Origin of the sequence: Motiliproteus sp. MSK22-1, from assembly GCF_001968815.1 — a bacterium.
Taxonomy (GTDB): Bacteria; Pseudomonadota; Gammaproteobacteria; order Pseudomonadales; family Balneatricaceae; genus Motiliproteus.
In genome coordinates, this window is the sequence record NZ_MIEQ01000096.1 from 370,489 (window position 1) to 396,256 (window position 25,768).

Consider the following 25,768-nt stretch of genomic DNA (forward strand, 5'->3'; position numbering starts at 1 on the left):
GGTGATTGGATATCCTTATTTAACGAGAGTTCGCGATTTTGATTTATAGGGCATTCCGCCTGGTTACAACGGGTTTTGATATCGCTTAGAACATGGAGTTTTTATGGTTGCTATTTCCCATCATGGAGCAGTCCAGGGAGTGACTGGTTCCTGTCATCAGATGACGCTGTCTTCTGGTGAGGCAGTGCTTATTGACTGTGGGATGTTTCAGGGACTGAGTTGAAAGCCGCTCTGAATAAAATACCGGGCTGGATCCGATTGATCCTGTCAGTACGCGGATAAACTTTTCTATCGATAATACCCAGGCATTCGTCGTGACTCATTAAAAAGCTTGGTGTAGTAGGGGAAGTTCGAAGGGGATAGTTGTGGCGTGTGAGCGTTCGATGTTAAGGGGATTGTGGTTGAGGCGAGTGTCATTTTTACTCTGCCTTCTGGTCGTGCTATACGGCATCCTTCAACCAGTGCCGTCCAGGCAGCTGTTTGTTAATTCAGACAAAATCATTCATGTCTTGGCTTTCATTTGCCTTGCTTTAACGGCTCGTATTGCGGTGCCTCAAGGTAACTGGATCTGGCTGGTTATTTTTTGTCTGGCACCATTGCTGGAATATCTTCAAGGGCAATTAAGCCCGTTACGCTCTTATAGTCTGGAAGATGGGTATGCCAATGTCGTCGGCGTTTTGATAGCGTTAATCTTTGTGAAACTACATCAGAAATATCAATCTGGCTCGGTGAGAAGCAAACAATAGCAATTGTTGAAAGAAAGGACCGCTAAAAAACAGATGACCCGGACTCCATTGGAAGAGTGCGGGTCCCGGAATGGCTGGTTACAGATTTATGCCATGATTTAATTGTACCGGCTTGTTATCTTCCAGCTCGTCATAAAGCAAAGTTGAAAGCTCAACAGGGTTTTTAAGTGGGTCCCAGATGGGGAATAACCGCCTTCTGATACTGCTGACAACACGGTCAATAATATTAGCGACCGGGATGGGGATATATGCCCAGCGAAGGATCAAATACAGTCGGCGTCGCATACACCAGAAGTAGACTGCTTGCTCTGCATACCACTTGTAGCCCCAGCGTTTTTCGAAAAGATCGTGAGATTCCTGGCCGATCTTTCTATTCCAGCGGTAATTGAAATACAGCAAATCCTTAAGTTCGGCCCGACTGCCTAGATTGTCAAAATAGATAACTGAACGGGGATCTGCAAAGAGCTTTTCACCTTTGGCTCGTAACTGCATTCCTATATCCAGATGCTCGCGAATAGCCATCTGTGGTAACTCTATTTCTTTTAGTATTTTAGTATTGAACATCACCCCATGTAATTCAAAAGCTTGGGTTGGCGCGGTTTCCTTCGGCATATTTTCAGGCAGTTCACGTCGATAGGGCTTGTGTTCGATAAGGTATTGTTTGCCTTCTACCTCAACTGTACGAATCTCTACGGTGTATACGTGGTTACGTAGATAAGCACCATCTACACCGTCCTTTTCTAACGTCAGGGGGGATATAACCGCCGCGCCAGTTGAATCGCCCGTTTCAATCAACGGTGGAAGCCAATCAGGTGAAACACGAGAATCATTGTCGAGCAGGAACGTGTAGGGCGTATTGATTTCATCCCTGACTTTTCTCAGGCTTTCCATTGGAATCATCAGGCCGTATGAAATAATGCGCGCATTGCTCTTCGTTTCGATTCGAGCTCTTGCCTGCTGTATCTCTTTGCGGGGATAACCCAGATCAACAATAATGAGATCGAATAGAGATTCATCGGTGTGTTGGTAAACATTGTCAATGCAGTCAGCTAGTCCGCTAAACCTGTCACGGGGGGATATGACGATCGTTACTTGCTTATCACTCACCTTTTAACACTCCTATCTTGTTCCTTTGGGCAAATGCAGGGGGTTGCCGAGCCAATTATAGTGCAAATTGATAGGTAATTTCTGACTGATATGGGCCTAATTTCAATAAATTTGGACTTGTTCATAGGTTCCTAAGATCTATTGCCGGTTTCGATCAGGTTTCTGTTGAAGAGCAGATTTTGGTTGGGAAAGATCCAAATTCAGCAGACCGGAAAAGCTCTGGATAAAAGTTGCGATAGAGATTTGCCTCTATCTCCGGTTTTTTGACCTACACTAGAGGAGAGTTGGCAGCAGCGCTGCAGTAATCCGCATCTCTTGAGAGGTTAAGCATTGGACGTTCCAGGGAAATATCAACGGACTGATATACTGCTTATTGCTGGCTTGGCCGTTGCTTATGCGTTGATATCTCAGCTGATTCTCAGCATATTTTCCGGTAGCGGTACCGATAGCGTGATATGGCCCTGCAGTGGCTTGGCACTGGGGATAATGCTTCTAGCAGGGAGAAAACTCTGGCCGGCTGTTTTCTTTGGCACCTTGCTTGTCCTGGCGATCAGTCAATACCCTGTCTGGATTGGGCTGGTTGTTGCTATGGGCAATACGCTTGAGGCCCTCATGGGTTATTGGTTATTGACGCGTAACAGAGTATTTGATCTGTCTTTACGTCGAACTCAGGACTATTTTCTGCTTTTTTTTCTTGCTGGTTGTGTCAGTGCCAGTATCAGCGCGTTGATTGGTTCAACAACCTTGCTCATCGCCGGAATTACGGCCGTCGAATCCTATTTTCAGAATCTAAAACACTGGTGGATGGGGGATGCTCTGGGTATTTTCCTTTTTACCCCCTTATTGCTGGTTTGGCGCTATAAACCCAATTGGCTTACCGGCAAACGGCTGTTGGAGGCGCTGGTCTTTTTTGCGCTGGCGTTTCTTTTTGGGCAGGTTATCTTTTTTGATTGGTTATATGAATATCTAGGTCACATCAACCGAGGCTATTGGATGTTTCTATTGGCTGCAATAGCGGGCATTCGTTTTGGTCGTCACGGGGCCATCATTATTATTCTTATGACCACGGTTCAAGCTTTGGGCGGTGCATTTCAGGAAACTGGTTTTTTTGGTAATGACATTCAAGAAACTCAACTTAGTAATTTTTGGATGTATATTTCTGTACTCAGTCTTGTCGCGATGGCTCAGGCTGCTGCCATTAAGGAAAATAAGGTTCAGGCAACGATAGATTCGCTCAGCGGGTTGCCAAACCGATTATTATTCCAGCAGATGCTGAAGCAGGAGCTGGCTCTTGCGAGCAGGGAAAGTAGTCGAATGGCACTGTTGTTTATCGATCTGGATCAGTTCAAGGAAGTGAATGATACCCTGGGTCATCATGTGGGTGATGCATTGCTGAAAGTGGCTGCAAAGCGCATCCAACACTGCACCGAAAGTCCCGGTGGCAGCGGCTGGGTTGCCCGCATTGGCGGGGATGAATTTACAGTGATTTTGCCTGATATTCAGCAGTCTTCTGATGCTGAGAAAATGTCGAAGACTATTCTGGAAGTGCTTGATGAGCCCTTTGTTATAGACGGCCAGCGCATTTTTATCTCCGGAAGCATCGGCATAACCATCTATCCGGATGACGCACAGTCGTCCCCCGATCTATTGAAGTGCGCTGACCAGGCTATGTATGTCGCTAAGGGTCGGGGTCGTAAATGCTTTAATTTCTTTACCTCTGAGATACAGCGGGCTGCTGAGTTACGTATGAGGCTGGCCAATGATCTCAGGGGGGCATTATCCGAGCAGCAATTAGTGGTTTATTACCAGCCGATTGTAGATCTAACCCTGGATGAAGTTGTAAAAGCTGAAGCGCTGTTGAGATGGGAGCATCCTTCACTGGGTATGATCAGTCCGGAGCTATTTATTCCTATTGCTGAAGAAACCGGGCAGATCAACGAAATTGGAGATTGGGTTATGCATCAGGCCTCTATCAAAGCGAAGGAGTGGACTGATCTGCGTGGGTCAAATTTCCAGGTAAGTGTAAATATGTCACCTCTGCAGTTTCTTGGTGCGGGAAAAGATATTGGTCTGGTGGAGTACCTTGAGCACATGGGAATAGATGGTAATCTCATTGTGGTTGAGATTACAGAAGGCGTTTTACTCAATGATCGGCCAGAAGTCGCTTATCGATTGTCTGAATATCTAGAGGCTGGTATTGAAGTTGCGATTGACGATTTTGGCACCGGTTATTCCTCATTATCTTATTTAAAGAAGTTTCCGATCGATTACCTGAAAATAGATCGTACGTTCACTAACGATATTACGACTGATAAAACGACCAAGGAACTGGTAGTGGCGATCATATTGATGTCCCATTCATTGGGATTGAAGGTGATAGCGGAGGGTATTGAAACCCTGGCTCAACGTAGTTTCTTATATGAAAACGGCTGTGACTATGGACAAGGATATTTGTACTCAAAGCCCGTGCCGGCTGACGAGTTTGCTTTGTTGCTTGAAAGTGCAGAGTTAGAGGAACTCACGGTAATGCCTCCAATTAGAATGGTTGATTTGTAATTAAGCTACGGTCTGCCTTTCCTGGCTGCTTCCCGGATACTGTACTGAAGTTATATTCTGTCGGCTATGTCTGGCTTCTGCGTCCTGCTATCGGTTAAAGTCCGGTTTCTCCTCCTCATTTTGTTAGACATTGATCTTATAAGGAATAAATGGATTTGAGTGATATCAATAGACCTGCAGTATGGTCCTGGGCTTGTTACGACTGGGCAAACAGCGCATTTTCAACGGTGGTAATGGCAGGTTTTTTCCCCATATTTTTCAAACAGTTCTGGTCTGCTGGTGTATCTGCAACAGAAAGCACTTATCAGCTGGGGCTTATCAATTCTGCCGCCAGTCTTATCATCGTGGTCCTTGCTCCGGTGCTCGGAGCCATTGCTGACCAATTGGGTCGTCGAAAAGGTTTTTTGCTACTGTTCGCCTGCTTTGGTGCTGTTGCGACTGGAAGCCTGTATTGGGTAGAGCAGGGGCATTGGCAAATGGCTTCTTTTCTCTATGTGGCCGCTATTATCGGATTCTCGGGCGCCAATTTGTTTTATGATGCGCTGCTGCCCTTGGTGTCTCCAGCGCAATGGTTTGATCGGGTTTCGGCGCTTGGGTTTGCATTGGGGTATTTGGGAGGAGGTCTGTTGTTTGCGTTTAATGTCTGGATGACATTAAGCCCAGACTTATTTGGCCTTGATGGAGCCAGTGATGCAGTGAGGCTGTCATTCATTCTGACCGGGGCTTGGTGGCTATTATTCAGCTTGCCGTTATTGCTGTTTGTGAAAGAAACAAACCCATTGGTAACAATGCCACTAAAGGCCATTGGATCAGGGTTTGCCCAGTTAGGTCGGACCTTCGGTAAAATTCGTGAGCTTCCTCAAACCTTCAAGTTTTTGTTGGCATATGCGCTCTATATCGATGGTGTTGATACCATTATCCGAATGGCTGTGGACTATGGCCTGGCGATCGGGCTGGAGTCCAGTGATTTGATTACAGCCTTGTTACTGACCCAGTTTGTGGGTTTTCCAGCGGCGTTGTTGTTTGGTCGCATCGGGGAACGATTTGGTGCACGAGCAGGTATCCTGCTTGCCATTGGAGTCTATTTTGCTGTTACTTTATACAGCGCCTGGATGCAGTCTGCCTGGCAATTCTATCTGTTGGCAATTGTTATTGGATTGGTTCAAGGAGGGGTTCAGGCTTTGAGTCGTTCCCTTTTCGCCCGCTTGATTCCTCCAGGACATACTGCTGAGTTCTTTGGCTTTTATAATATGTTAGGCAAGTTTGCCGCAGTCTTGGGACCCATTCTGGTGGGTTGGACCGCTGTGATGTTCGACAGTAGCCGGATCAGCATACTTTCCATTTTACTGCTGTTTGCCGGCGGCGCCTATTTGCTTAGTCGGGTCAATATTGTGAGCGGTCAACGTCAGGCTGCTGACTTTCGTTGAGTCTGAGAGTAATCAGGGATTGATGCTGCAAGTCGTTGATTGTAATTAATTGTGTAATTAATTGCTGTCACACTGGATTCTAAACAAAGGGAGAGAAATTGGCTGCTGAGAGATACCGGTAGACTATTACCGGTATCCGCAGTTCGATCGATTTTCGTCCTAGTCCTCGTTTTTGTACAGTACCAGATTATTAAGGTATGTGATCAGAGCTGTTTGATCTTCATCTGGTAACGATTGGTATAAATGCTGAGAATCAGCCCCTTCACCGCCATGAAGTAGAATGGCCTCAGCTAGGGTTGTTGCTCTGCCGTCGTGTAAATAAGGAGCTGTTGATCCCACACCCCATAGTTCTTTAGTGATGAACACGGAGGCACCAGTTCCTGCTTCATCGATTGATTCAGCCAACTCTGCTCCCATATCATGGCGTTTTAAGTCGCCATACAGTCGAACAATGGCTCCTCCTTCCGTGTTTCGTTGGAAATTACCCAAGTGTGTTATGCGGCCATTTCTTTGTCGAATGATGTTGTCCGGGATATCGCGAGTGAGATCAAAGCTGATCGGGTTTTGAGGATCTATACCCCGCTGAACGGGATCCTGCCCAGCAGGGAAGGTTTCGTCTCGATAGTTAGGGTTACGACTCGGTTCCTGAAACACGGGATCGTTAAGTGTCAGCTCGGGTTTATGGCAACTGGCACATTCAATTTCGGTAAACAGGTCTTTGCCTCTCTCTATCCGGGTAATCTCTTCGGAAGACAGTCGGGGAATAATACCCAGTCGTGCCAGTTCTCTTTTGGTCGTTGGGCGTGGTTGTGCTGCCTGGTAGATCACCATTGCGGTAATGTCGCCCACGCTGAGTTCATCAGCTACACCATCGCCATCACCGTCGATCCCATCACCGGCAATTTCGACCGCTTGCATTCCCAATTCATTGTGATTGGCATCCCGCACAAAGGCACGGATATATGGTGTGATACCCTTCCACTCGATAGGTTTGACCAACAGATCGCTATCGATTCCTTCGACCATTGAGGTGTTCAAAGTACCGTCGGGGAAAGCCGTGATAGTGCCAAATTCAATGCCCTTGGTGGACAGCGGTAATGTGATCTCGCTGTTACTGGCCAGGGCTTCTGTTCTTGCTTGTTGTTGTACTGCCTCCAGTTCTTCACTCATCTCTTCTGCCAGTCTTTGTAAGGCACCTATGCCAAAGATATGAGGTGGCTGACGATTGATAAATGATCCCATATCGCCGCTGTGTAGAGGGTCACGAACATTATTCATGACGACGGGACCGGCGCCGTCTCCAACCGGTTGGCCGTGACAGATATTACAGCTTTGGGCATTGGGTCCGGTAACACGCTTAGGTGAATGAGTTGCCCATTCATCCTGTCCACTCAGATCAGCTCGTGGGACAAGGGTAAAAAGCTGGCCGTTGCCGACATTTGCCCCCGCACCTTCTTCTGCAATAAACGGGTGCTCAAAGAGTTCATCTCCCACATCAAAAGCGGTTCTGAACGCGTTCTTTGAACCCTCTGATACTAGTATGTTATTTAACTCTGCTTGAGTAATATGCAGCTCTGGTTCCGGTTTTGTGAGTCTGTCTGCCAGCACCGGCTGGGCACAAAGAATACTGATACTGCCCAGAAAGCCTGTGAACTTTCGAAGTGACGGAACGAGTTTTGCTATTAGCGCTAGGTTTTCTTTTCTCATTGCTATTCTCCCTACTGGCAAGAGATATCAGCTTATCCCAGCGATTTATGCAAAGTGTGGAGGCAATGTGGAGTTGCACTGGTTTTATTCGAGACCGGGCCAGAAGCAGACTTTCAACACTGCATTCAACGGCTAAACGGTCACATAGTGATCCGTGTTCTGATTCTGAAGTAATAATGCCAGGGGCATTCAGTCCCCTTTTAGCAGGTCCAGTTTATAGCCAACCCCATAAACAGAGTGGATAACTTCCTGATCAGGTAGGCTGGTCTGAATTTTTTTACGCAGATTCTTAATATGACTGTCTATGGTGCGATCACAGACCAGACGGTAATCGTCGTAAATCACATCAAGCAGATCGTTACGACTAAATACCACCTCCTGTTGAGAAAGCAGGTGATTCAATAAACGAAATTCGACAGGGGTTAAGTCCAGTGGTTTTTGGTGAATATGGATTGTCATTTTGGCCTGATCGATTTTGAATATTGATGTGGTTTTATCGGCAACGGCTTCAGATTGTGTGCCGGTACGCCGCAAGATGACCTTAACCCGTGCGACCATTTCTTTAAGGCTAAAGGGTTTGCAGAGGTAATCATCGGCGCCTATTTCAAGCCCCTTAAGGCGGTCGACTTCATCAACCTTAGCCGTGGCCATGATAATGGGGATATCTGATTGTTCACGAATTTGTCTGCAGAGTGTAATTCCGTCAGTACCGGGAAGCATCAGGTCAAGTATTACCAAATCTGCACGATGTTCGTTTAACCAGGGTATTACCTGATCACCGTCATGCAGGCAGTGACTGGCGTATCCTGCCTGTTGAAGGAATTCTTCCAGTACTAAGGCAAGCTTTACCTCGTCTTCGACAATCAGGATCCTTTGTTGATTATTGGTGATTTCCATTTCTGTCTCCGGGCTGAACACTGATCGGCAAGCGGATGGACACTTTCAATCCGCCGAGGCTGCTTTTTTCTGCGCTGATCGTACCCCCTTGCGCTTCGACGATATTTTTACAGATCGATAAGCCGAGTCCTGAGCCACCTACTGCTCGACTGCGGGATTTGTCCACTCGGTAGAGCCTCTCGAAAATTCTGTCCAAGGAATCATCCGGAACCGTCGGTGCGCTGTCTTCAATCTCTATTTGCAATTGTGCTTCCTGGATGTCGATAGTGGTCGGGGAAAGTGGCGATGTGGTTAGAGACGCAGGAGAAGCCCGGTGGGTTGAGCTCGAATGGGATGCGGCAAAATAAACATGTGTAAAACCTTCTTTATCAGTATAGCGCAGACTATTTTCCAGCAAATTTGACAAAAGTTGCAACAGCCGATGTTTGTCGCCTTGCATTCTCAGGTCCTGAATTTGCTCTGTATGTATATTGAGTTGTATGCCTCGCTCTTTCATCCGGGGGCCAAACAGGACCGCCAGTTCTTTGATGATGTGATGCAGGTCTATATTCTCATGTACAAGTTCGAGAGCACCATGGTCTGATAGAGAAAGCTGATGGAGATCTTCTACCAGTTTGGCCAGGGCGCCAATATCGGCGTAGAGTGAGCCGATACGTTCATGAGTGGGCTGTCTGATACCGTCGATCAACGCTTCAATTTCGCCACTGATTACAGCAATGGGGGTGCGTAGTTCATGGGATATATCTGCAATCCACTGACGGCGAGCGATTTCATTTTTTTGTAGGATTTCTGCCATCTGATTAAAGTTCAGGGAAAGTTGTGCCAGTTCATCCTTACCCGTAACCGCTACGCGAGTATCGTAATCTCCATTGGCTAGTTGCCTGGCAGCCTGTGCAACTCTATGAATGGGGCGAAGAAATAATTGTCCCCATATGGCTGCAAGGATAAGCGACAGCACTAATACGATAACAGCGACAAAGAGATAGCTTTGCCGCTGTTGATCGACAAAGCTTTGTGCCAGTTGATTGGTGGCGAGTTTCATTGGTACCAGCCCTATCCAGCCGACAATTTTGTCGCTGTTTTTGACAGCCAGCCAGTGCTCGATAATCGTTGGATTTCTTTGGCCAATGACTAAATTTCGATTGGCATCATACAGGCCTAACCGGTGTGCAAGAGAGTTGGGTTCCAACTGCCTTCCTGGTCTGTCTTCGGGTGGTGGAGGAGCTGGAGGGGGGATTCTGTTGTCTTTCCCGCCAAGCCTAGGTGGTGGCGGTGGGCGGCGGCGTTGTCCGGCTGGAGGCAGTGAAATATCTGCCTGTTCCAGTACTCGACGCCAATGTTGAAAGTTACCCTGTAAATAGCGCCAGTGTCCGATTTGAAGAAATTCATCCGCCAGTAATGCTGAGACGACGCTGGCCTTTCTGATTTCACCTTGCTGGAGATAATCAGCAAAGCCCTGCTGAAATGACCAGTTCACGATAAATAACATCAGCAGCACTATGGCGGATAGCGTAGCAAGTAACGTTAGCAAGAATTTCAGAAATATTCTGGAGCGCAACAGCCTGAGTCCTTGTTTTTACTAGCGAGTGGAAATTGCCAGTGTATCCTGAAAATGCGGAGTAAATATGGACTTGTACTATTTTTATTTGTAGATGTTTTGTTGTTTGTAGATTTCTTGGTTTCAGGGGTAGCAGTCAACGCCAGCCAGTTATTATAGGCGCAATATGGCCAACAGTGTTGAGTCGCGAGATTGAGTAGATTTCTGTTGGCGACACTTATAGACGGCAGGCCAACCAGTATTAGCGTGGGGTAGGTTTTCGTGAGAAAGCTTCAAACAAGTGGAGAGGTTGTGAGACTGAACGAACAAAGGGGAGGCCGGTCACCCCGTTTTGACTCGGTTAGCATAACTTTCAACAGAGTTGTTATTTTTATTATCTGCTTACAGGCAGTGCTTGTTGTTCAAATAACCAGATGACCAGCGGTTGCCTCAGTTGTTATTTTTATTAAGAGGCTTAGCCTTCGTTCCGTAACCCTTATTATTTTTATTGAGTTTCAGAGGTCAGAGCATGTTTTCTTGTTGTTGGGCCATATATAGCAGAACTTATGCCATAAATTATAACCATCTGTATTATAAAGATTATATTAATTATTGTGGCTTATTTCAGTTGCTGAGCAGGCTGCTGTGTTACGGCGTTACCCGTAACGGGTAACACTATTTGAGTAGGAAGGTAACACATTCGTGAGTAGAGCATTTAGCGAGTCCTTTCTGCGGATAATTTAAGCTGCCTTAATACTTCGTAGCATGCGCCCATGGTGTGATAATCCGTTTTACCCGCGGGGCTTTTTAAATTGTCATACTTATTGTTTTGCTGATCGAGAATTCTAAACCAAGCGCCATTCTCATGATCTATCATGTGATTCCAGGAGTAATTCCAGATGCGTTGGTACCACTGCCAGTAATGAGGATCGTTGCTGCGTTCTGCCATTAATGCTGCCGCTGCAAAAGACTCTGCCTGAACCCAGAAATATTTATCTCCATCGCAAATGTCTCCATCGGGTGAAAAGCCGTAACAGATCCCACCGTTTTCAGCGTCCCAGGCATTTTCAAGAGCACTATCAAACAGCGCTTTGGCTCGGGGGTAAAGCCAGGTCTCGGGACGATGCCTTTCCAGCATCAATAGCAGTTTGGACCATTCAGTAAAATGACCGGGCTGAAATCCCCAGGGGCGAAAAAGATTTTTTGGGTCATCAAGATTGTACTGCCAGTCAATTTGCCATTGGCTGTCATAATGTTCCCAGATTTTTCCTTTTGATTGAGATGCCTGCCTTTGGCAAATATGGCTCGCCAATGTGAAAGCACGGTCCAAATAGAGGATATCTTCAGTTGCCTCATAAGCTGCGATCATGGCTTCACAGCTGTGCATATTAGCGTTCTGTCCTCTATAGGGAGATGTCTGAGTCCAATCAGCGCTTATTTCATCTCGGTACAAGCCATCTTTGTCACACCAGAAGTGTTGTTCCATGAGTTGATAGGTTTCTGCGATATAGGGTCTTACCTCCTGAACACCTGCTTTTAATGCGCTGCTGTAGGCCAGCAACACAAAGGCGAGACCGTAGCAATGGTTTGTGCTGTCTATGGCTTCTGTACCGTTCATTAACCATGCATAACCACCGGTTTTGGGATTAAGGTGATGTCGTCGAAGAAACTCGACCCCATGGCGGGTGTATTCCAGGTATTCTGCCTTTTCAAGCTCTAGCGAGTCGGCATGAATAGCAGCCATGGCATAATTGAATATAAAGCGTGTGCTGCTGACCAGGTGCCGGGTTTGAGGGTCGTAGATAGAGCCATCGTCACGAAAGTGCTGAAAAAAACCGCCGAGTTGCTGATCAATACAACGGGGGTGATAAAAGGCCATCGTGTTACGAATATGTTCAAGCAAGAATGCCTGATCACGAAAGTCAGCAGTCCTTTGTTTCATAATTATTTTCCCTTAAGGGTATTGTGCTGCGGGTTGCAGGACTCAACTGGCTTGCAGCTCCAGTCAGCAGCGCGGGCTTAATGAGTTATTGATTAATGTGAATCCTATGTCAGGTCTTATTCACAGGTTGCGTAGATTCAGGTCTGGTCGCTTAGATTCAGATCTTGCCGCCTGGGCAACGACGTGAATGCGCCTTTATGAGAGACCGCATGAGCTCCACACCGAGATGCAAAGATCAGGGCTTTTTCCAATCTATCCTGATTGACCGCAAGGTCTGCCAGATCGTTCTGCCGACAATTCTGTTCTGCCAATTGAAATAAGAACCCACCGATAAATGCATCCCCGGCAGCAGTGCTATCCACCATTATTACTTCAGGCGGTTTGATGGCTCCCTCAAGTGCAGAGCTGAAGTAGCGCAATGGGCTACCTCCGTCAGTTAACAGAACCAGTGATACGCCAGAGCTGAGTAACTGTTCGATGACCTGTGATTCAGTTTGCTCCCGACAGAGGAAATCCATCTCCTCTTTGGAAAGCTTGACTAAATCGGCCAGTCTCAGTCCTTCCCAGATTGGAATCATCGGATCACTATCAATTGGCCACAAATTGGTTCGTAAATTGATATCAAAACTGACCAGATAACCAGCCGCTTTAGCCTTCTGAATACCTGCTATTGTTGCTTCCCGGATCGACGGGGCGGTTAGGGTATTGGAGCAGAAGTGAAACAGTCCGGGCTGTTCGAACCAGTGCTCTTCAAAATCATCAGGCATAAACAGCATGTCTGCGGAAGGATTCCGGTAAAAAGTAAAGCTGCGCTCACCACTGTTATCCAGAGATACAAATGCCAGAGCCGTATTGGCCTGATTGGTTGCCAGCAGGTAATCAGTATTGACTCCGGCATCTGAAAGCGACTGGGACATAAATTGCCCAAACATGTCGGTGCCAATTTTTCCGGCCATATAGCTTTCACCGCCCAGCTTTGCGATTGCCGCGGCGACGTTGGCAGGAGCCCCTCCTGGGTATTTGGTAAAAGATTCCAGTGAATCGTCCTCGGAGGAGCTGATTCGATTGGAAAGCATATCAACTAATGCTTCACCAAATGATATTACCTTTAACATAGAATCAATCCTGCTTATTGATGTTGGTAACGACCGCTTCAGTTGCAGCTGACAGCCGGGCATTGAAAGTCCCGTTGCTCTGAAGGTCTCCGATTCAAGAGGGCGATTTCTTGATCTCTCAGGCTTTACCGGCTTTGGTTTTTCCGGCGGAGATATTGGTAACCGTTTTCTTTCTTCCTTTGGAAGAAGGCAAATGGTGCTTAACAATAGCCATTAAACCCTGAGTCGAAGGGTCATAGTCGGTGCTTTGACGTTTAATATTGCCACTGATTTCCGTTGCCAGACGTTTACCTAGCTGAACACCCCATTGATCAAATGAATTGATATTCCAGATAGCGCCCTGAACGAAAACTTTGTGCTCGTAGAGAGCGATTAATGCGCCCAGATTGTGAGGGCTCATTTCATCTAACAACAATACGTTGCTGGGACGGTTGCCGGGACAGCTGGCGTGGGTTTGGGCATCCCCATCCTGATCGCCGTTCATAAAGGCGTTTGCCTGAGCCAGCATATTGGTTAACAGTGCAAAGTGATGTTCGGCTGTTTTTTCGTCACTCTTTAGCGAAGCGATAAAATCAATAGGTACGAAACGGGTGCCCTGATGCAGTAGCTGGAAAAAGGCATGCTGGCCGTTTGACCCTGTTTGCCCCCAAACGATTGGTCCTGTGGCATAGTCTATCGGGTGTCCGTCAGCATCCATTGACTTTCCGTTACTTTCCATATCCAGTTGTTGCAGGAATGCTGGCAGCTGGTGCAGTGCCTGGTCGTAAGGAATGATGGCCTGGGTTTCGGCACCGTGAAAATTGATATACCAGATTCCAATCAGCGCCAGGATGACCGGCATGTTCTGATCCAAGGGAGCATGGAGAAAATGCTGGTCCATGGCATAGGCACCTTCCAATAGCTCGATAAAACCGTCGTAGCCGATGGATAGGGCAATAGGCAGACCAATACTGGACCAAAGAGAATAGCGGCCGCCGACCCATGCCCAGAATTCGAAAATATTCTCCCGCTTGATGCCAAACTCCATAGCCGCAGCCTGGTTGGTAGAGACTGCGACGAAGTGCTGAGCAATATCTGCATCACCTTCGGGGGCATTTTCAAGAAACCAGGTTTTGGCACTGTTGGCGTTTAAAAGTGTTTCCTGAGTGGAGAAGGTTTTGGTGGAAACGATAAATAGGGTTGTTTCAGGGTTAAGCGGCTTTAATATCTTATGAATGTGCTGACCATCAACGTTGGAAACAAAATGAAAACGTAGTTCAGGATGACGGTGATGTAAAAGGGCCCGACAAACCATGTTGGGCCCAAGGTCTGAACCGCCTATGCCGATATTAACGACATGACGGATTCGTTTTCCGCTGTAGCCCAGCCATTGGCCTTCGCGCACTTTCTCGCTAAAAACTTTGAGTTTTTCCAGACTGGCACGGATTTCAGGCATTACATCCTGACCGTTCACCTCAACAGGATCTTCACCGCGATTACGTAGGGCGGTATGCAGAACGGGTCGCTTTTCTGTGACATTTATAATATCACCTGAAAACATCTGTGCTCGCCGTTGGCGCAAAGGTGAGTGCTCAGCGAGCTGAATCAGTGATGAGAGAATTTCCGGAGAGACACGGTTTTTGGAGTAATCCAGAAACAAACCGCCTAATCGAAGGCTCATTTCATCGAATCTATTCGGGTTATCACGAAAGGCGTCTGCGATGCGATCATCGGCAGTTTGTTCTGCTAAGTGCTTAAGCTTCTTCCAGGTAACCGATTGGCTAAGGTTATACATGACACTGCTCTCTATCGATGCTTTTTTATGATCTTGTTAGTGATCTGGAGTTGTACAAATGTAGTAATTGTACGAAAAAAACACCCAAATTTGGTAGTAAATCAAATAAAAGTAAGTAATTTTTTAAGTTTTGACTATGTTATGATCAATTAAATATTAAATCAACTAGATTTAATTAAAAAAATCGAGTTCACTCCAACTAGGGTTAGGGTAAAACTGATCACTCCGGAAAACTTCACTGCGACTGAGTATAGTGCATCGAGGTCAGCGCTAGTGCAGGCTTGCTGAGAGGAAAGGAAAAAGGATATATGCATGGCGGTAAAGGCAACGAATTCTGGCAGTACATCGGAGCAGGCCCGGCAATACAACGAGAGAATCATCCTCCAGTATGTTCGTCAAAGTGGAGAGATAGCCAGAGCTAAACTGGCGAAGTTGACAGCCCTGAGTGCTCAGACTATTTCCGTTATCACCTCGTCTTTAATTGAAAGAGAGTTACTTCAGGTTGTTGGACGCGAGTATGGGGGAAGAGGGCAACCTTCAATCAAACTGGCGCTCAATCCGAGGGGCGCATACAGTATCGGGATCAACCTGGATCGCGATCATATTTCAATTTCACTGGTGGACTTTTCTGGAAAGCTGCTGCAAAAATTTCACCATGAGTTGCTATACCCAACACCAGAACAAGCTCTTAACCGAGTCTCTAAGGACTTGACCAATATTCAAACTCAGTTAGGCCTTGACTGGTCGCGGGTCAGGGGGGTTGGGCTGGCAATGCCCCGAAAGATGGGAAGTTGGCTGGATGAATTAGGGTTTGGTGGCAATTCCGTTAATGATTCGCTTGAGACAGGGGACGACCAGAAGCAAATTCAAGAGCATCTTGGACAGGACTTCACTCACCGGGAAAATGAGGCTGCTGATAATATAGTATCTCGTTTAAATCAATGGAATGAGGTTGATTTTGGGCAACAGCTACATGCTTTGTTTGATCTGCCTGTCATGACAGAAAACGATGCTGGAGCCGCGGCGCTGGGGGAGCTTTTCTATGGACTTGGACACCGCTACAGTCATTTTTTCTATCTTTTTATAGGCATGTCTCTGGGAGGAGGGATCATTAGTGAAGGCCAGTATTTTCGTGGAGCTAACGGAAATGCTGCAGATTTTGGATTGTTTCCGGTCGCTAATGAGCATGGACAGCCCAGTTGTATGTTAATGAGTAAGGTTTCATTAGCGTCTTTATACCGTTATCTTCAGAAAAGAAATATAGTCGTAGATTCTCCAGAGCAACTGCAACACCTGAAAGGAAGCGACGATGAATCTATTGTGGATGCCTGGGTTCAACAAGCGGCCCAGGCATTGGTTGTGCCTTTGTTCAGTGTGATGGCAACCCTGGATACACAAGCGCTGATTTTTGGAGGCCGGTTACCTCCTTATATTATGGAAAAGTTGATAAGGGCCACCCAGGATCTTTCCAGCCAATGGCTGTTTCCCGAGCAGGTGATCGCTGAATATGTTCAGTCTGAAACCGGTATGGACGCCGCCGTTGTCGGTGCTGCAATGCTGCCTCTGCACGAAAATTATTCGCCTATGCGAGAAAGATTACTTGTTCGTTCAGCAAATACCGCTTTGTGACAAACTTTAGTTTCAGGATTCTAAAAACATCGTTGCTAGCTCTGAACCAGGGAGTCCACTGGCGGCAATTGAGTAAATAACGACTAAAAAGACAGCAATAGTCAGCAGATACCAGACCAGTGAGAATGCTATGCCATATGGATTCAGAGGGGTTTTTCCTTCTCGGGAAAAATCTCGCCAGCTGGCGATTAAATCAATGACACCGATAACGATAAAGAAACTTAGTAATACCAGGCCATACTTGGCGGATACTGCGAACAAAGCCGCTGATGTGGCCAATAAGAGTACCAGCCCCCAGTATTTTCGACCTGAAAAAACCAGTGCCTTCAAGACACGTCCGCCGTCTAAAGGATAAACCGGTAATAAATTAATCACATTCACCAGTGCACTGATCGAAGCGACAAGTCCGGCAAAGTGATTTCCGCTGAATAGATATATCAGGTAGAAAACTATACTCATGGCAAGGCCGTAGACGGGCCCCATCATTGAAATATAGACATCCTGCCACTGGGTTTTAGGTTTATCACCGACTGCTACTCCACCAAAGAATGGAATCAGGTACATGCCTTTGGTGGGGATATTGAATTTCTTCATGGCTCGAAGATGGCCGTACTCGTGAAAAACGATCACGCTTATCAGTACCAGCGCAAACTCCCAGCTGAATATGATGGACCAACCTGAAAAGGCTGCACCAGCTAGCGCTACTTTAAGGACTTTGGCGCTTTTAAAAAGCTTGAAGCCTAATCCAAGCCAGGATACAAAATGACCGCTGTTTGATTTTCTGCCTCTAGCTGGATTTGGAGAAGGTTCATCGTTACCTTCCGTTCCGCTTTCAACAGCAAGGCTTTTTGTTTGTTTTGTCGCCCTGAGGTTCTTTGTTTCCTCAACCAATACGACGTTATCGCACTGTAATTGGTAGCAGACATTTTTACAGAGCTTGTCGATGGTGAAGTTAAGGTTCAGGGTGCCAAGGTCTGGGATTGAAAAAGAATGGGATCCAGAAAATCGAAAGTTACGCTTGCGAGAAACTTCTTTCCCATCAATCAGTAGTTGTTCCAAACCACTCCAACTGGATCCGATAAGTTCAAAAAGCATGCCGTTATAGTGAAAATCAAATAGCTTCATGGTGTGTTAATGATACCGTTCTGATCAGAACCTGATCGTTAGAGTCGCCGCGTTGGGAAGAGGGGGAAAATCATCTGGCTGGCAGGTAAATCCGACCTGTGAAAGGATATGCCTGCCATTGCCTTGAGATGAGTTGGTAATGGGTTATTGTGTCGCGTTATTTCAAGTGTCCATAAAACTTTGCGGGAACGGCTACCTCAGTGTCACCCTGCGGTGGCGTCCAGTATAACCCCAATGCTGAGGTGCCTTTCTTCTGGTAGTAATCAATTTCCAGGTCATACCACCCGGCTTTTTCCACAACAAAGTTTATTGGATCTGACATTATATCTGAATGAATATAGGGATCTTCATAAACCAAAATGCCAGCAATACTCAGCTTTACCCCATCATTGGAATTGATCCGCAGAATGTAGGTGCCCGCTTCTGGGAACTGAATCATCCCGCGTATTTCTGCCCCGACCCCCATAGAGCGTTTGGAAGTCAGTACTTTGCCTGTATCGGTGTCGTGGTCCAGCATTGCTATAGGCTGACCTGGTTTGCCTTTGACCAACTTGCTGATATAGGCAACGTCTTCAAACATCGCGTAATAATAGGTCACTGATAGCCCGGGTTCTATGTCACTTTTAGAGGGTTGAGAAGCGATGGGCTGAGCACCGGTGATGGTTTCATCATCTTCGTCAGCGTTAGCCGTGAGTGGGTAAAAAGTGAGGCTGATGAGTAAGGAACAGACTCCAATCCAGCCTGAATAACGACGTCCTTGTGTTTTTGATCTTGCAGATATTGCTGTTGCGCTCATCGGTATCTCTCCAATCGCTCTGAAAGCCAGAGGCTCAAAGGATTTGTTTGCAGGTTCCTCAGCCCCATCTTTATGAGTCAGGCTTGGTTAAATTGTCATTTGGAAAACAATAGCATCATCACTCTGATCAGGACAGTAGTGCCGTAAACTTCTTATGATTTTCAGTTCTTGTTACCAGTCTTTTTTTATCAGCACCAGCGTCCGTTCAGAGCAATGATTATCTATCAGTCCAGATGATTAGAAAAGACAGACCGGTTTAACAGGCTACTGGTTTGTTATCTCATTCGCCAGTATGCTTGCACAATGAATGGGTTGATCTACTGTTCTATAGATAGTTTTGATAGTAATGACCAATACCCCCTGATTTACGGAGTGAAGAAGAATGAAGTGCTGGCTGTATTCTTTGCTGTTTTTGACTTTGCCTGTCTCGGCGCTGGATCTGCAGGAGCCACCCTATCTGATGCAGGAAGTTGCGGCGGGAAATCTTCCGGCAATTGAACACCGTCTTCCTTCGCGCCCCTATGTTGATTCAATGACAGGCCTGCAATTGGGTAAATCCGGTGGTCGTATTCAAATGCTGATGGGCCGTCCGAAAGATATCCGCAGACTGGTTGTATACGGATATGCCCGTCTGGTGGGCTTTAACGAAAAACTTCAATTGGAAGCAGATATTCTTGAGTCTTACGAGGTTGAAGAAGGGCGCATTTTTACGCTTAATCTACGTCCTGGACACAGGTGGTCTGATGGACATCCTTTTACCTCAGAAGATTTTCGTTACTATTGGGAGGATATTGCCAACAACAGGGACCTGGCCAGTTTTGGTCCTCCCCATACCATGACTGTTAATGGTGAGCCTGCCAGGTTTGAAATATTAGGCCCCTATAGTGTCCGATATAGCTGGGATTCGCCCAATCCCGATTTTTTGACTGCTCTGGCTGGTCCCAGCCCTCTTTATATATACCGTCCAGCACATTATCTTAAACAGTTTCACCTCAAGTATCAGACTAAAAAGCAACTCAAAAAACTGGTTAAACAAGCCAAGACTCGTAACCGCAGCTGGGTTGGGCTTCATCAGAGAATGGATCATCAGTATAAGAATGATAATCCTGACCTGCCCACTTTACAGCCCTGGTATCCGGTTACAAAAAGTCCATCAGAACGATTTCTGTTTAAACGAAATCCGTATTATCACCGTGTTGATGCGCTGGGAAATCAGTTGCCCTATCTGGATGAGGTAATTATTCAGATCGCCAGCAGCAAGCTTATTCCAGCGAAGACCGGAGCAGGGGAGTCTGATTTACAGGGTCAAAGCCTGAGGCTGGATAATTATACTTTCCTTAAGGAAGGAGAGCTTCTTAAGCCCATCAAAACGCTGTTATGGAGCACCTCAAGAGGTTCCAGGGTCGCTATATATCCCAATTTGAATACGGTAGATGACGAGTGGCGAAAGCTGTTCCGGGATGTAAGGTTCCGGCGAGCATTGTCCATGGCGGTTAATCGGCATGAAATTAATCAGGTAATATTTTTTGGCTTGGCCCTGGAAGGCGCCAACACCCTAATTCCTGAATCTCCGCTGTATCGACCTGAGTTGCGTTCAAAATGGGCATCATTTGATTTAAAGAAAGCAAATCAATTGCTTGATGAGTTAGGCCTTACAGAACGCGATGAACGGGGAGTAAGGTTGCTGCCTGATGGTCGTCCGATGGAAATTATTATTCAGTCAGCCGGGGAGAGTACCGAAGAGACCGACATTCTTGAGCTTGTTCACGATACCTGGATACAGGCGGGTATTAAGATCTTTACTAAGCCATCAGAACGGGAGGTCTTTCGGAATCGAGTATTCTCCGGCGATGCTCTGATGTCTGTGTGGTGGGGATTGCCTAATGGTATTGCCTCCGCAGATATGAGTCCGGCTCAACTAGCCCCGACGGAACAACAACAGCTTCAATGGCCCAAGTGGGGCAAGCATTATGAAACGGGAGAAGAGTCTCCCCCTGATCAGCCGGAAGTGCAACGGTTGGTCGAACTGATGGGGCAATGGCGTCAGGCGGTGAATGATCAACAGCGTCTTGATGCCTGGCAGGAAATGTTAGAAATATGGTCAGACCAGGTGTATACCATCGGAACTGTTTCAAAAGTACTTCAACCCATCGTGGTACATCAGGCAATGCGCAATGTCCCCGAAAAAGGGTTATGGAACTGGGAACCTAATGCCTATTTTGGGGTTTACCGGCTGGAAAGATTCTGGTTTGATCCAGAGGACTCTCTGGTTAATAAATAGATCCTGACTACGCGGTGGTCAGTTCCACCGCATGTCTTGTGCCTGGGATTGATTTGAACCTCAGAAATTGATCTGAGCAGTGTCTACAGGGTAAGCTGGTAGCTTTGACAGGTGTTATGTCTAAAAAGACATCCCCAACAGCGTATACCTTCTAAGCCATTCCGGGTTACAGAACGCTAGCATTGGTTAAAAGCTTAATTATCTCACTCCTATCTTCGCGACTGTCGCCTTCCTTGTGTTTATCTTTGGCTAGCTCCAAAGCATTAAGCTGCCCTAAAGTCTGACTCTTACGATATAAACTAGCTCCCTGATCTATCAAGAACTCTACACGTTCTGCATCGTTGTATAGAACCGAAGCTTGAAGCGGAGTTACATCATTGGGCGCACCATAATGATTGATACCGTTAATGTCCAGCCCATTGGCAAGGAAGAATTCAGCTATCTCATACTTCCGCGGAGCCTCATGATTGAGGATATAATCAAGCCCCGCACCTTCACTCAGTTCTTTAACATCATTGTCAGTATTGCGTAAGTTATACAGATAGAATTCGCACATTTCACGTACTCTCTGTGCTCTCCAGCCTCCCCTCCCTTCGTCCGCACTACACTGAATTAAGTAGTGCACATCTCTAGTGATCATGCCATAGTGCAGCAGCCCGGCCGCTGCCAACAAGAGTGAGATTACGACACTAATGGCTATCTTTTTAATCACAGAGACTACCCCCATACCTTTAAGGGGCCGTTGGGGGGAGCTGCGTAGGCAATATCTCTGGATAGAAGCGGCATAGTATTGTTCTGTGCAAAACGTATTTTTAGATCATACGCGAACGCTCTGCCTAGATGATCTCTTACAAAGTCGTAGATTTTAACATTCTCCAGGTCGTGCACTGTCGCGTGCTTAAACCAGTGCTTGGCAGCGTTTTTCCCAAATCTCTTGATGATTTTTATGGAAGCTGTCCCTGCTCTGCCCATAAGGCTTTCCGCTATAAGAGCTACATATCCTACAGAATATGAAGCGTCAATCGCTTTGACTAGTAGACCTTGAGCATATCCACGCACATGGTCGTTCATGGGTAATTCATCAATATATGCATGGTGTGTAGGCTTGAAGATAAACTTTAAGACAATCAGGCTCTCTTCTTCATTGAGTAGCAATTCTTCAGGTTTGAATTGGATAAGTTGCTGAAAACCTTTGTTAAAGTTATAGCTCATACTATCTCCTTGAGGCAGCTTTCCTATGCTGTTCCATTCGCAATGACAAGGCATCGCAGTCAAATAATTCGAATGATGTATATGACATCATTCATCTCCTTTGTACCGTCTGATCGGACTGAAGGGGAAGCGTTGAAACTTACGCCGACTCATCGGTTGCCGGAGTGTAGCATAAAAGGTTTGAGTGTCTGGAACATTGGATAAAAATATTGAAACTGTTTGTCAGCTCTTTGTAATTGAATTCGTCTGCATCAACCTATCGACAGGCAACTGCGGAAAACAATCTATTCGACCCTAGGTAACGATACCGAGCTGACACTCAATATTTCACGTACTGAATAATGAAACGCTGGGGTCAGGATAGCCTTATGATTAGCACAGCTGTTTTTGGAATTGGTAGAGCAATTGACACTGGCTTGCAAACCTTTGGCGTTAAAACGCTGTCTCCCCAATCTGATTGATAACGCATTGTTCTATGGAGAGAGGGCTGAGATTCAGGTTGTTGCAGACGCGGCTAAATGCAGCCTGCAGTTTCGAATCTATGACTAAGGTCCCGGTATTCCTGAAGATAAACTGGAAAGTCTTTTTGCACCCTATTTCCGACTGGATAAATCGCGCAACAAAAACAGCGGCGGTATTGGCCTGGGTTTGAATATTGCCCGTAACATAGCCAGAGCCCATGGTGGCAAGCTGTATCTGGAAAACACGACGAGTAAGGGGCTGCTAGCCGTATTGACCCTACCGGTCGAATAGCTCAAATCACTGTTATTCGAATTGAGGTGATTATTTCAACGGAGGAGGATCGGGTTTATTACAAAGCCTGATCCCAATAGGGTGTTTCTCCAAACCGGTCTACTAAAAACTCTATCAGCAATCGGGCTCTTTGCGGCAAGTATCTGTTTTTTGAATAGACGGCGTAGGCGCTGTTATTGCTGGCTGAGCATTCTGGAAGTACTCTTAGCAGATCACCTGATGCCAGTGCTTTCCAGACAATAAAAGTCGGCAGTAGAACGATCCCATGACCGGCGATAGCCATGCTCTGAAGAAAGTCACCGTTGTTTGCTGCCATTTTACCCTGGAGATTAAGCTGATGAAGCTGTCCCTGGGGATCGGTTATTTTCCAGACCGGGCTTTCAGTGCCGCTGTATTTCAAGATATCGTGATGCTGGAGGTCGGCAGGGGTATCGGGAATTCCTTTAAGCTTAAGGTAACTGGGGCTGGCGACCAGAACCTGGCGCATGGGGCAAATCCTGCGTGCTTGAATGCTGGAGTCTTTTAAGTCTGCAATACGAAAAGCCAGGTCAAACCCTTCTTCGACAATATCAACCTGGCGATCGGAAAGATCGATGTGTATTCGTAACTGCGGATGTTGTTTGGCAAAGAGGTCAACGGCCGTACTTAGATGCATTAACCCGAAAGATAATGGGACGGCAATGCGCAGTGTTCCAGACAACGCCGCATTAGCCGCAGCCGTTTCCGTATTCATTTCAGAAACATAGTCAACCACTTTTACCGCCCGCTCATAGTATTCACGACCGGCTTCGGTAAGGCTGGAGGTGCGGGTTGTTCGGTTTAGCAGGCGGGTGCCCAGGCGTTTCTCAAGTTCACTCAAGCGCCGACTGACTGCCGATTTGGCTATTCCCAGCTGTTCGGCAGCCCGGCCAATTCCACCTGCTTCGATGACCCGAATAAAAATCTGTATGTCTTCGAGCTGTCCCATTCAGTAATCCTATAGGGTGGTAGAGGAAAACAAATAAAGTCAGCAGTGTCATTGAGTCTGGCCTAAGAATCAACAATCATCTCGAAGCCTCCATAGATCAATCGTTTACCGTCGAAGGGCATGGGGTTTGTTTCGGGATCGAAGCGTGGATCTTCCATGACTTTTTTCATTCCGTCATCACGCACTTGTTTGGAAGGCCAGATTATCCAGGAAAAGACCACTGTCTCATCCGGTTTGCAGTTAACGGCCTTGGGAAACGAGGTTACTTCACCTTCAGGGACATCATCACCCCAGCATTCTACCACCTTCAGAGCCCCGTTTTCTTTAAACACCGCTACCGCTTCTTCAGCGTACTTGCGGTATGTTTCACGACTTTTGCTTGGAACTGCTGCAGCAAAACCATCGACATAATTCATGACTTTTCTCCTTTATATGCAACTATGTGCGGCCTCAAGAGCCGCTATGACAATCTCGATCCGGCAACGGGAAAAGTGGCCGAACTTCTACTGTGCCTTTCTGGGCTGGCGGCAGGCGAGCGGCTATCGCCAGAGCTTCGTCCAGGTCCTCCACATCAATGATGTAATAGCCTCCTAGCTGCTCGGCAGTTTCTGCGAACGGCCCATCGGTGATTAAGCGTTTACCGTTGCGAATGCGTAAGCTGGTTGCTGTGGAAACTGAACACAATGGAGATGAGGCCAGCCACTTTCCCTGTTCAGCTAACTCATCGCAAATAGCCATGGATTCCAGCATACACTGCTCTCGTTCAGCTTCCGTCCAGCATTTTTCATCACCGTAAATCAATAACATATATTGCATTGAGTTCTCCTTAGTGAGTGTTCTGATCACAGCTTTCGCCGGGAAGCATTACCATCCAACTAATACCGAATTGATCGGTGACCTGACCATAAAGTGGTGACCAAAATGTTTTACTGAGAGGCATTGTGACACTGCCTCCTTGTGACAAAGCGTTAAAAACTCTGTGGGCATCAGCGCTGTCAGGCACTGTCAGCGCAAGACTAAAGCCACTGAATTGGGTGGCTTCACCACAGCCATCAGATGCCATTATTTGCATGTCACCAATGGTAAAAGAGCAATGCATGATCTTATTTTCAAACCCCTCCTGGAGAGTACCTTCTGGGAGTGGTTCCGGGCTCTCGTTAAAACGCATTAACATTTCGACGTTTGCACCGAGATGTTTCTGGTAGAAGTTCAATGCTTCTTCACAACGGCCTGAGAAAAACAAATAGGCGTTACCATTTGATTTCTGCATGGATATTTTGTCGCGTAGAGCCGTTTCCTTATTACGCAGTTCACCGGTGGTATCGATCTCTGCAAAATCATCCAACTGGTAAAAAGGACGAATTTCAATTTCGGAATCTTCCTCCATCGGGTTAGGGCATTTCTTGACCCACTCAAGGGCTTCGTCCATAGATTTTACATTCCACACCCAGTAACCTGCCAATAGTTCAGTTGTTTCAATAAAAGGGCCTTTTGTCACTATTCGTTGGTTACCGCTAAAGCGAACCCGCAGGCCTTCACTGCTGGGTTTAAGTCCGTCTCCTGATTCCATTATCCCAGCCTTTACCAGTTCCTCATTAAAGGCACCCATTGCGCTTAGCAGCTCTTGATCAGGCAGTTTCCCCGCTTCTGAACTTGGCGACGCCTTAATAATGACCATAACTTTCATAGTATTGACTCCGATTGATAAAGATTACTTCAAGTAAGAGAATTACAGGCTGATTTTTGCGAATGCTCAGCAATGAGTTGATTGATATTCTCGTCGGCGGCACGAACTTCAAAGGGGCCTAACTTGACCCCCGGATGATTGGACATCAGAGAGATGGCGTGATTTAAATCGTTTGCTTCCAGCAACAAGATGCCCCCTAACACTTCCTTGGTTTCTGAAAAAGGTCCATCTGTTACACCCACTGAGCCGTTTCTCATTTTTAATGTCACTGAGTTTGAAGCGGATGCCAATGCTTCCCCGCCTAAGAAGTGTTTTCCTCGACGCAGTTCATCGTCATAGTTAAAACAGGACTCTATGAAATCTGTTCGTTCAGATTCCGGCATCGCCTCCCACAGGGCTTCGTCAATATAGCCGAGACATACGAATTTCATGGTGACTCCTCATAAGAACAAAGTTCTCTTTCACATGAGTTTTGGTATCTATCAATTTGGTTTTCTATCAATAGTCGAA

General features: G+C 46.5%; 22 protein-coding genes. 6 read left to right on the forward strand and 16 right to left on the reverse strand.

Annotated elements, in window-relative coordinates; translation table 11 throughout:
• Positions 1 to 365: 365 nt before the first annotated feature.
• Entirely contained in the window at positions 366 to 746 is a 381-nt protein-coding gene (locus tag BGP75_RS25260; protein ID WP_143821189.1) for a hypothetical protein, read from the forward strand.
• Positions 747 to 824: 78 nt separating this feature from the next.
• Here the strand turns inward: BGP75_RS25260 and BGP75_RS25265 are convergent, their stop codons facing one another.
• The gene (locus BGP75_RS25265) at positions 825 to 1,853 is read right to left on the reverse strand and encodes a glycosyltransferase family 2 protein (RefSeq protein WP_076721664.1); all 1,029 of its coding nucleotides are present in this window, start codon (positions 1,851 to 1,853) and stop codon (positions 825 to 827) included.
• Between the two features lie 330 nt (positions 1,854 to 2,183).
• Between BGP75_RS25265 and BGP75_RS25270 the strand changes: the two genes are divergently transcribed.
• Together BGP75_RS25270 and BGP75_RS25275 are read left to right on the forward strand one after the other, a co-directional pair.
• Entirely contained in the window at positions 2,184 to 4,409 is a 2,226-nt protein-coding gene (locus tag BGP75_RS25270; RefSeq protein WP_076721665.1) for a bifunctional diguanylate cyclase/phosphodiesterase, read from the forward strand.
• 149 nt (positions 4,410 to 4,558) lie between these two features.
• Positions 4,559 to 5,836, forward strand: coding sequence for an MFS transporter (locus BGP75_RS25275; protein ID WP_076721666.1), 1,278 nt, complete (start codon positions 4,559 to 4,561; stop codon positions 5,834 to 5,836).
• A gap of 159 nt (positions 5,837 to 5,995) precedes the next feature.
• Here the strand turns inward: BGP75_RS25275 and BGP75_RS25280 are convergent, their stop codons facing one another.
• From BGP75_RS25280 to pgi, 6 genes are all read right to left on the reverse strand, one after another.
• The gene (locus BGP75_RS25280) at positions 5,996 to 7,543 is read right to left on the reverse strand and encodes a di-heme oxidoredictase family protein (protein ID WP_076721667.1); all 1,548 of its coding nucleotides are present in this window, start codon (positions 7,541 to 7,543) and stop codon (positions 5,996 to 5,998) included.
• A 189-nt stretch (positions 7,544 to 7,732) separates the two neighbouring features.
• Positions 7,733 to 8,440 (reverse strand): response regulator, encoded by a 708-nt coding sequence (locus tag BGP75_RS25285; protein ID WP_076721668.1) that lies wholly within the window; start codon positions 8,438 to 8,440, stop codon positions 7,733 to 7,735.
• On the reverse strand, positions 8,424 to 9,998 hold the full coding sequence (locus tag BGP75_RS25290; protein ID WP_076721669.1) for a HAMP domain-containing histidine kinase: 1,575 nt from the start codon (positions 9,996 to 9,998) through the stop codon (positions 8,424 to 8,426). Before BGP75_RS25290 ends, BGP75_RS25285 begins: the two co-directional genes overlap by 17 nt.
• A 694-nt stretch (positions 9,999 to 10,692) precedes the next feature.
• On the reverse strand, positions 10,693 to 11,919 hold the full coding sequence (locus BGP75_RS25295; RefSeq protein WP_076721670.1) for an AGE family epimerase/isomerase: 1,227 nt from the start codon (positions 11,917 to 11,919) through the stop codon (positions 10,693 to 10,695).
• Between the two features lie 137 nt (positions 11,920 to 12,056).
• Complete coding sequence (locus tag BGP75_RS25300) at positions 12,057 to 13,034, reverse strand: carbohydrate kinase (RefSeq protein ID WP_076721671.1); 978 nt, start codon at positions 13,032 to 13,034, stop codon at positions 12,057 to 12,059.
• Positions 13,035 to 13,152: 118 nt separating this feature from the next.
• A complete protein-coding gene (gene pgi / locus BGP75_RS25305; protein WP_076721672.1) occupies positions 13,153 to 14,808 on the reverse strand; it encodes a glucose-6-phosphate isomerase in 1,656 nt (551 codons plus the stop codon).
• Positions 14,809 to 15,120: 312 nt separating this feature from the next.
• Between pgi and BGP75_RS25310 the strand changes: the two genes are divergently transcribed.
• On the forward strand, positions 15,121 to 16,437 hold the full coding sequence (locus BGP75_RS25310; protein ID WP_076721673.1) for an ROK family protein: 1,317 nt from the start codon (positions 15,121 to 15,123) through the stop codon (positions 16,435 to 16,437).
• A gap of 12 nt (positions 16,438 to 16,449) precedes the next feature.
• Here BGP75_RS25310 and BGP75_RS25315 read toward each other — a convergent pair whose 3' ends face one another.
• Entirely contained in the window at positions 16,450 to 17,562 is a 1,113-nt protein-coding gene (locus tag BGP75_RS25315; protein ID WP_076721674.1) for a site-2 protease family protein, read from the reverse strand.
• Positions 17,563 to 17,719: 157 nt separating this feature from the next.
• Positions 17,720 to 18,358, reverse strand: a complete 639-nt coding sequence (locus BGP75_RS25320) for a PA14 domain-containing protein (protein ID WP_076721675.1) — start codon at positions 18,356 to 18,358, stop codon at positions 17,720 to 17,722.
• Positions 18,359 to 18,740: 382 nt separating this feature from the next.
• Between BGP75_RS25320 and BGP75_RS25325 the strand changes: the two genes are divergently transcribed.
• Entirely contained in the window at positions 18,741 to 20,639 is a 1,899-nt protein-coding gene (locus tag BGP75_RS25325) for an ABC transporter substrate-binding protein (protein ID WP_076721676.1), read from the forward strand.
• A gap of 166 nt (positions 20,640 to 20,805) precedes the next feature.
• Here BGP75_RS25325 and BGP75_RS25330 read toward each other — a convergent pair whose 3' ends face one another.
• Entirely contained in the window at positions 20,806 to 21,366 is a 561-nt protein-coding gene (locus tag BGP75_RS25330; RefSeq protein WP_143821190.1) for a hypothetical protein, read from the reverse strand.
• On the reverse strand, positions 21,357 to 21,851 hold the full coding sequence (locus tag BGP75_RS25335) for a hypothetical protein (protein WP_076721678.1): 495 nt from the start codon (positions 21,849 to 21,851) through the stop codon (positions 21,357 to 21,359). The genes BGP75_RS25330 and BGP75_RS25335 overlap by 10 nt, the downstream gene beginning before the upstream one ends.
• 558 nt (positions 21,852 to 22,409) lie before the next feature.
• On the opposite strand from BGP75_RS25335, the gene BGP75_RS27860 reads away from it, so the two are divergent.
• The gene (locus BGP75_RS27860; RefSeq protein WP_083705054.1) at positions 22,410 to 22,604 is read left to right on the forward strand and encodes an ATP-binding protein; all 195 of its coding nucleotides are present in this window, start codon (positions 22,410 to 22,412) and stop codon (positions 22,602 to 22,604) included.
• A 58-nt stretch (positions 22,605 to 22,662) separates the two neighbouring features.
• On the opposite strand, the gene BGP75_RS25345 is transcribed toward BGP75_RS27860, so the two are convergent.
• The 5 genes from BGP75_RS25345 to BGP75_RS25365 form a co-directional block, all read right to left on the reverse strand.
• The gene (locus BGP75_RS25345) at positions 22,663 to 23,571 is read right to left on the reverse strand and encodes a LysR family transcriptional regulator (protein WP_076721679.1); all 909 of its coding nucleotides are present in this window, start codon (positions 23,569 to 23,571) and stop codon (positions 22,663 to 22,665) included.
• A 62-nt stretch (positions 23,572 to 23,633) separates the two neighbouring features.
• Positions 23,634 to 23,987 (reverse strand): DUF1428 domain-containing protein, encoded by a 354-nt coding sequence (locus BGP75_RS25350; RefSeq protein WP_076721680.1) that lies wholly within the window; start codon positions 23,985 to 23,987, stop codon positions 23,634 to 23,636.
• Between the two features lie 34 nt (positions 23,988 to 24,021).
• Complete coding sequence (locus tag BGP75_RS25355) at positions 24,022 to 24,387, reverse strand: YciI family protein (RefSeq protein WP_076721681.1); 366 nt, start codon at positions 24,385 to 24,387, stop codon at positions 24,022 to 24,024.
• 10 nt (positions 24,388 to 24,397) lie between these two features.
• Positions 24,398 to 25,258 (reverse strand): YciI family protein, encoded by an 861-nt coding sequence (locus BGP75_RS25360; protein ID WP_076721682.1) that lies wholly within the window; start codon positions 25,256 to 25,258, stop codon positions 24,398 to 24,400.
• 29 nt (positions 25,259 to 25,287) lie between these two features.
• Positions 25,288 to 25,689 carry a YciI family protein gene (locus tag BGP75_RS25365; protein WP_076721683.1) on the reverse strand — a complete coding sequence of 134 codons (402 nt, stop codon included), beginning with the start codon at positions 25,687 to 25,689 and terminating at the stop codon, positions 25,288 to 25,290.
• Between the last annotated feature and the right edge of the window lie 79 nt (positions 25,690 to 25,768).

What these genes read in the sequence shown, in the direction of transcription:
- BGP75_RS25320 (WP_076721675.1), bottom strand. Translation starts at nt 18,358, where the DNA reads ATGAGCGCAACAGCAATATCTGCAAGATCAAAAACACAAGGACGTCGT.
- BGP75_RS25365 (WP_076721683.1), bottom strand. Translation starts at nt 25,689, where the DNA reads ATGAAATTCGTATGTCTCGGCTATATTGACGAAGCCCTGTGGGAGGCG.
- BGP75_RS25335 (WP_076721678.1), bottom strand. Translation starts at nt 21,851, where the DNA reads ATGAGCTATAACTTTAACAAAGGTTTTCAGCAACTTATCCAATTCAAA.
- BGP75_RS25280 (WP_076721667.1), bottom strand. Translation starts at nt 7,543, where the DNA reads ATGAGAAAAGAAAACCTAGCGCTAATAGCAAAACTCGTTCCGTCACTT.
- BGP75_RS25300 (WP_076721671.1), bottom strand. Translation starts at nt 13,034, where the DNA reads ATGTTAAAGGTAATATCATTTGGTGAAGCATTAGTTGATATGCTTTCC.
- BGP75_RS25310 (WP_076721673.1), top strand. Translation starts at nt 15,121, where the DNA reads ATGGCGGTAAAGGCAACGAATTCTGGCAGTACATCGGAGCAGGCCCGG.
- BGP75_RS25325 (WP_076721676.1), top strand. Translation starts at nt 18,741, where the DNA reads ATGAAGTGCTGGCTGTATTCTTTGCTGTTTTTGACTTTGCCTGTCTCG.
- BGP75_RS25315 (WP_076721674.1), bottom strand. Translation starts at nt 17,562, where the DNA reads ATGAAGCTATTTGATTTTCACTATAACGGCATGCTTTTTGAACTTATC.
- BGP75_RS25275 (WP_076721666.1), top strand. Translation starts at nt 4,559, where the DNA reads ATGGATTTGAGTGATATCAATAGACCTGCAGTATGGTCCTGGGCTTGT.
- BGP75_RS25350 (WP_076721680.1), bottom strand. Translation starts at nt 23,987, where the DNA reads ATGAATTATGTCGATGGTTTTGCTGCAGCAGTTCCAAGCAAAAGTCGT.
- pgi (WP_076721672.1), bottom strand. Translation starts at nt 14,808, where the DNA reads ATGTATAACCTTAGCCAATCGGTTACCTGGAAGAAGCTTAAGCACTTA.
- BGP75_RS25360 (WP_076721682.1), bottom strand. Translation starts at nt 25,258, where the DNA reads ATGAAAGTTATGGTCATTATTAAGGCGTCGCCAAGTTCAGAAGCGGGG.
- BGP75_RS25285 (WP_076721668.1), bottom strand. Translation starts at nt 8,440, where the DNA reads ATGGAAATCACCAATAATCAACAAAGGATCCTGATTGTCGAAGACGAG.
- BGP75_RS25345 (WP_076721679.1), bottom strand. Translation starts at nt 23,571, where the DNA reads ATGGGACAGCTCGAAGACATACAGATTTTTATTCGGGTCATCGAAGCA.
- BGP75_RS25330 (WP_143821190.1), bottom strand. Translation starts at nt 21,366, where the DNA reads ATGGGGGTAGTCTCTGTGATTAAAAAGATAGCCATTAGTGTCGTAATC.
- BGP75_RS25355 (WP_076721681.1), bottom strand. Translation starts at nt 24,387, where the DNA reads ATGCAATATATGTTATTGATTTACGGTGATGAAAAATGCTGGACGGAA.
- BGP75_RS25295 (WP_076721670.1), bottom strand. Translation starts at nt 11,919, where the DNA reads ATGAAACAAAGGACTGCTGACTTTCGTGATCAGGCATTCTTGCTTGAA.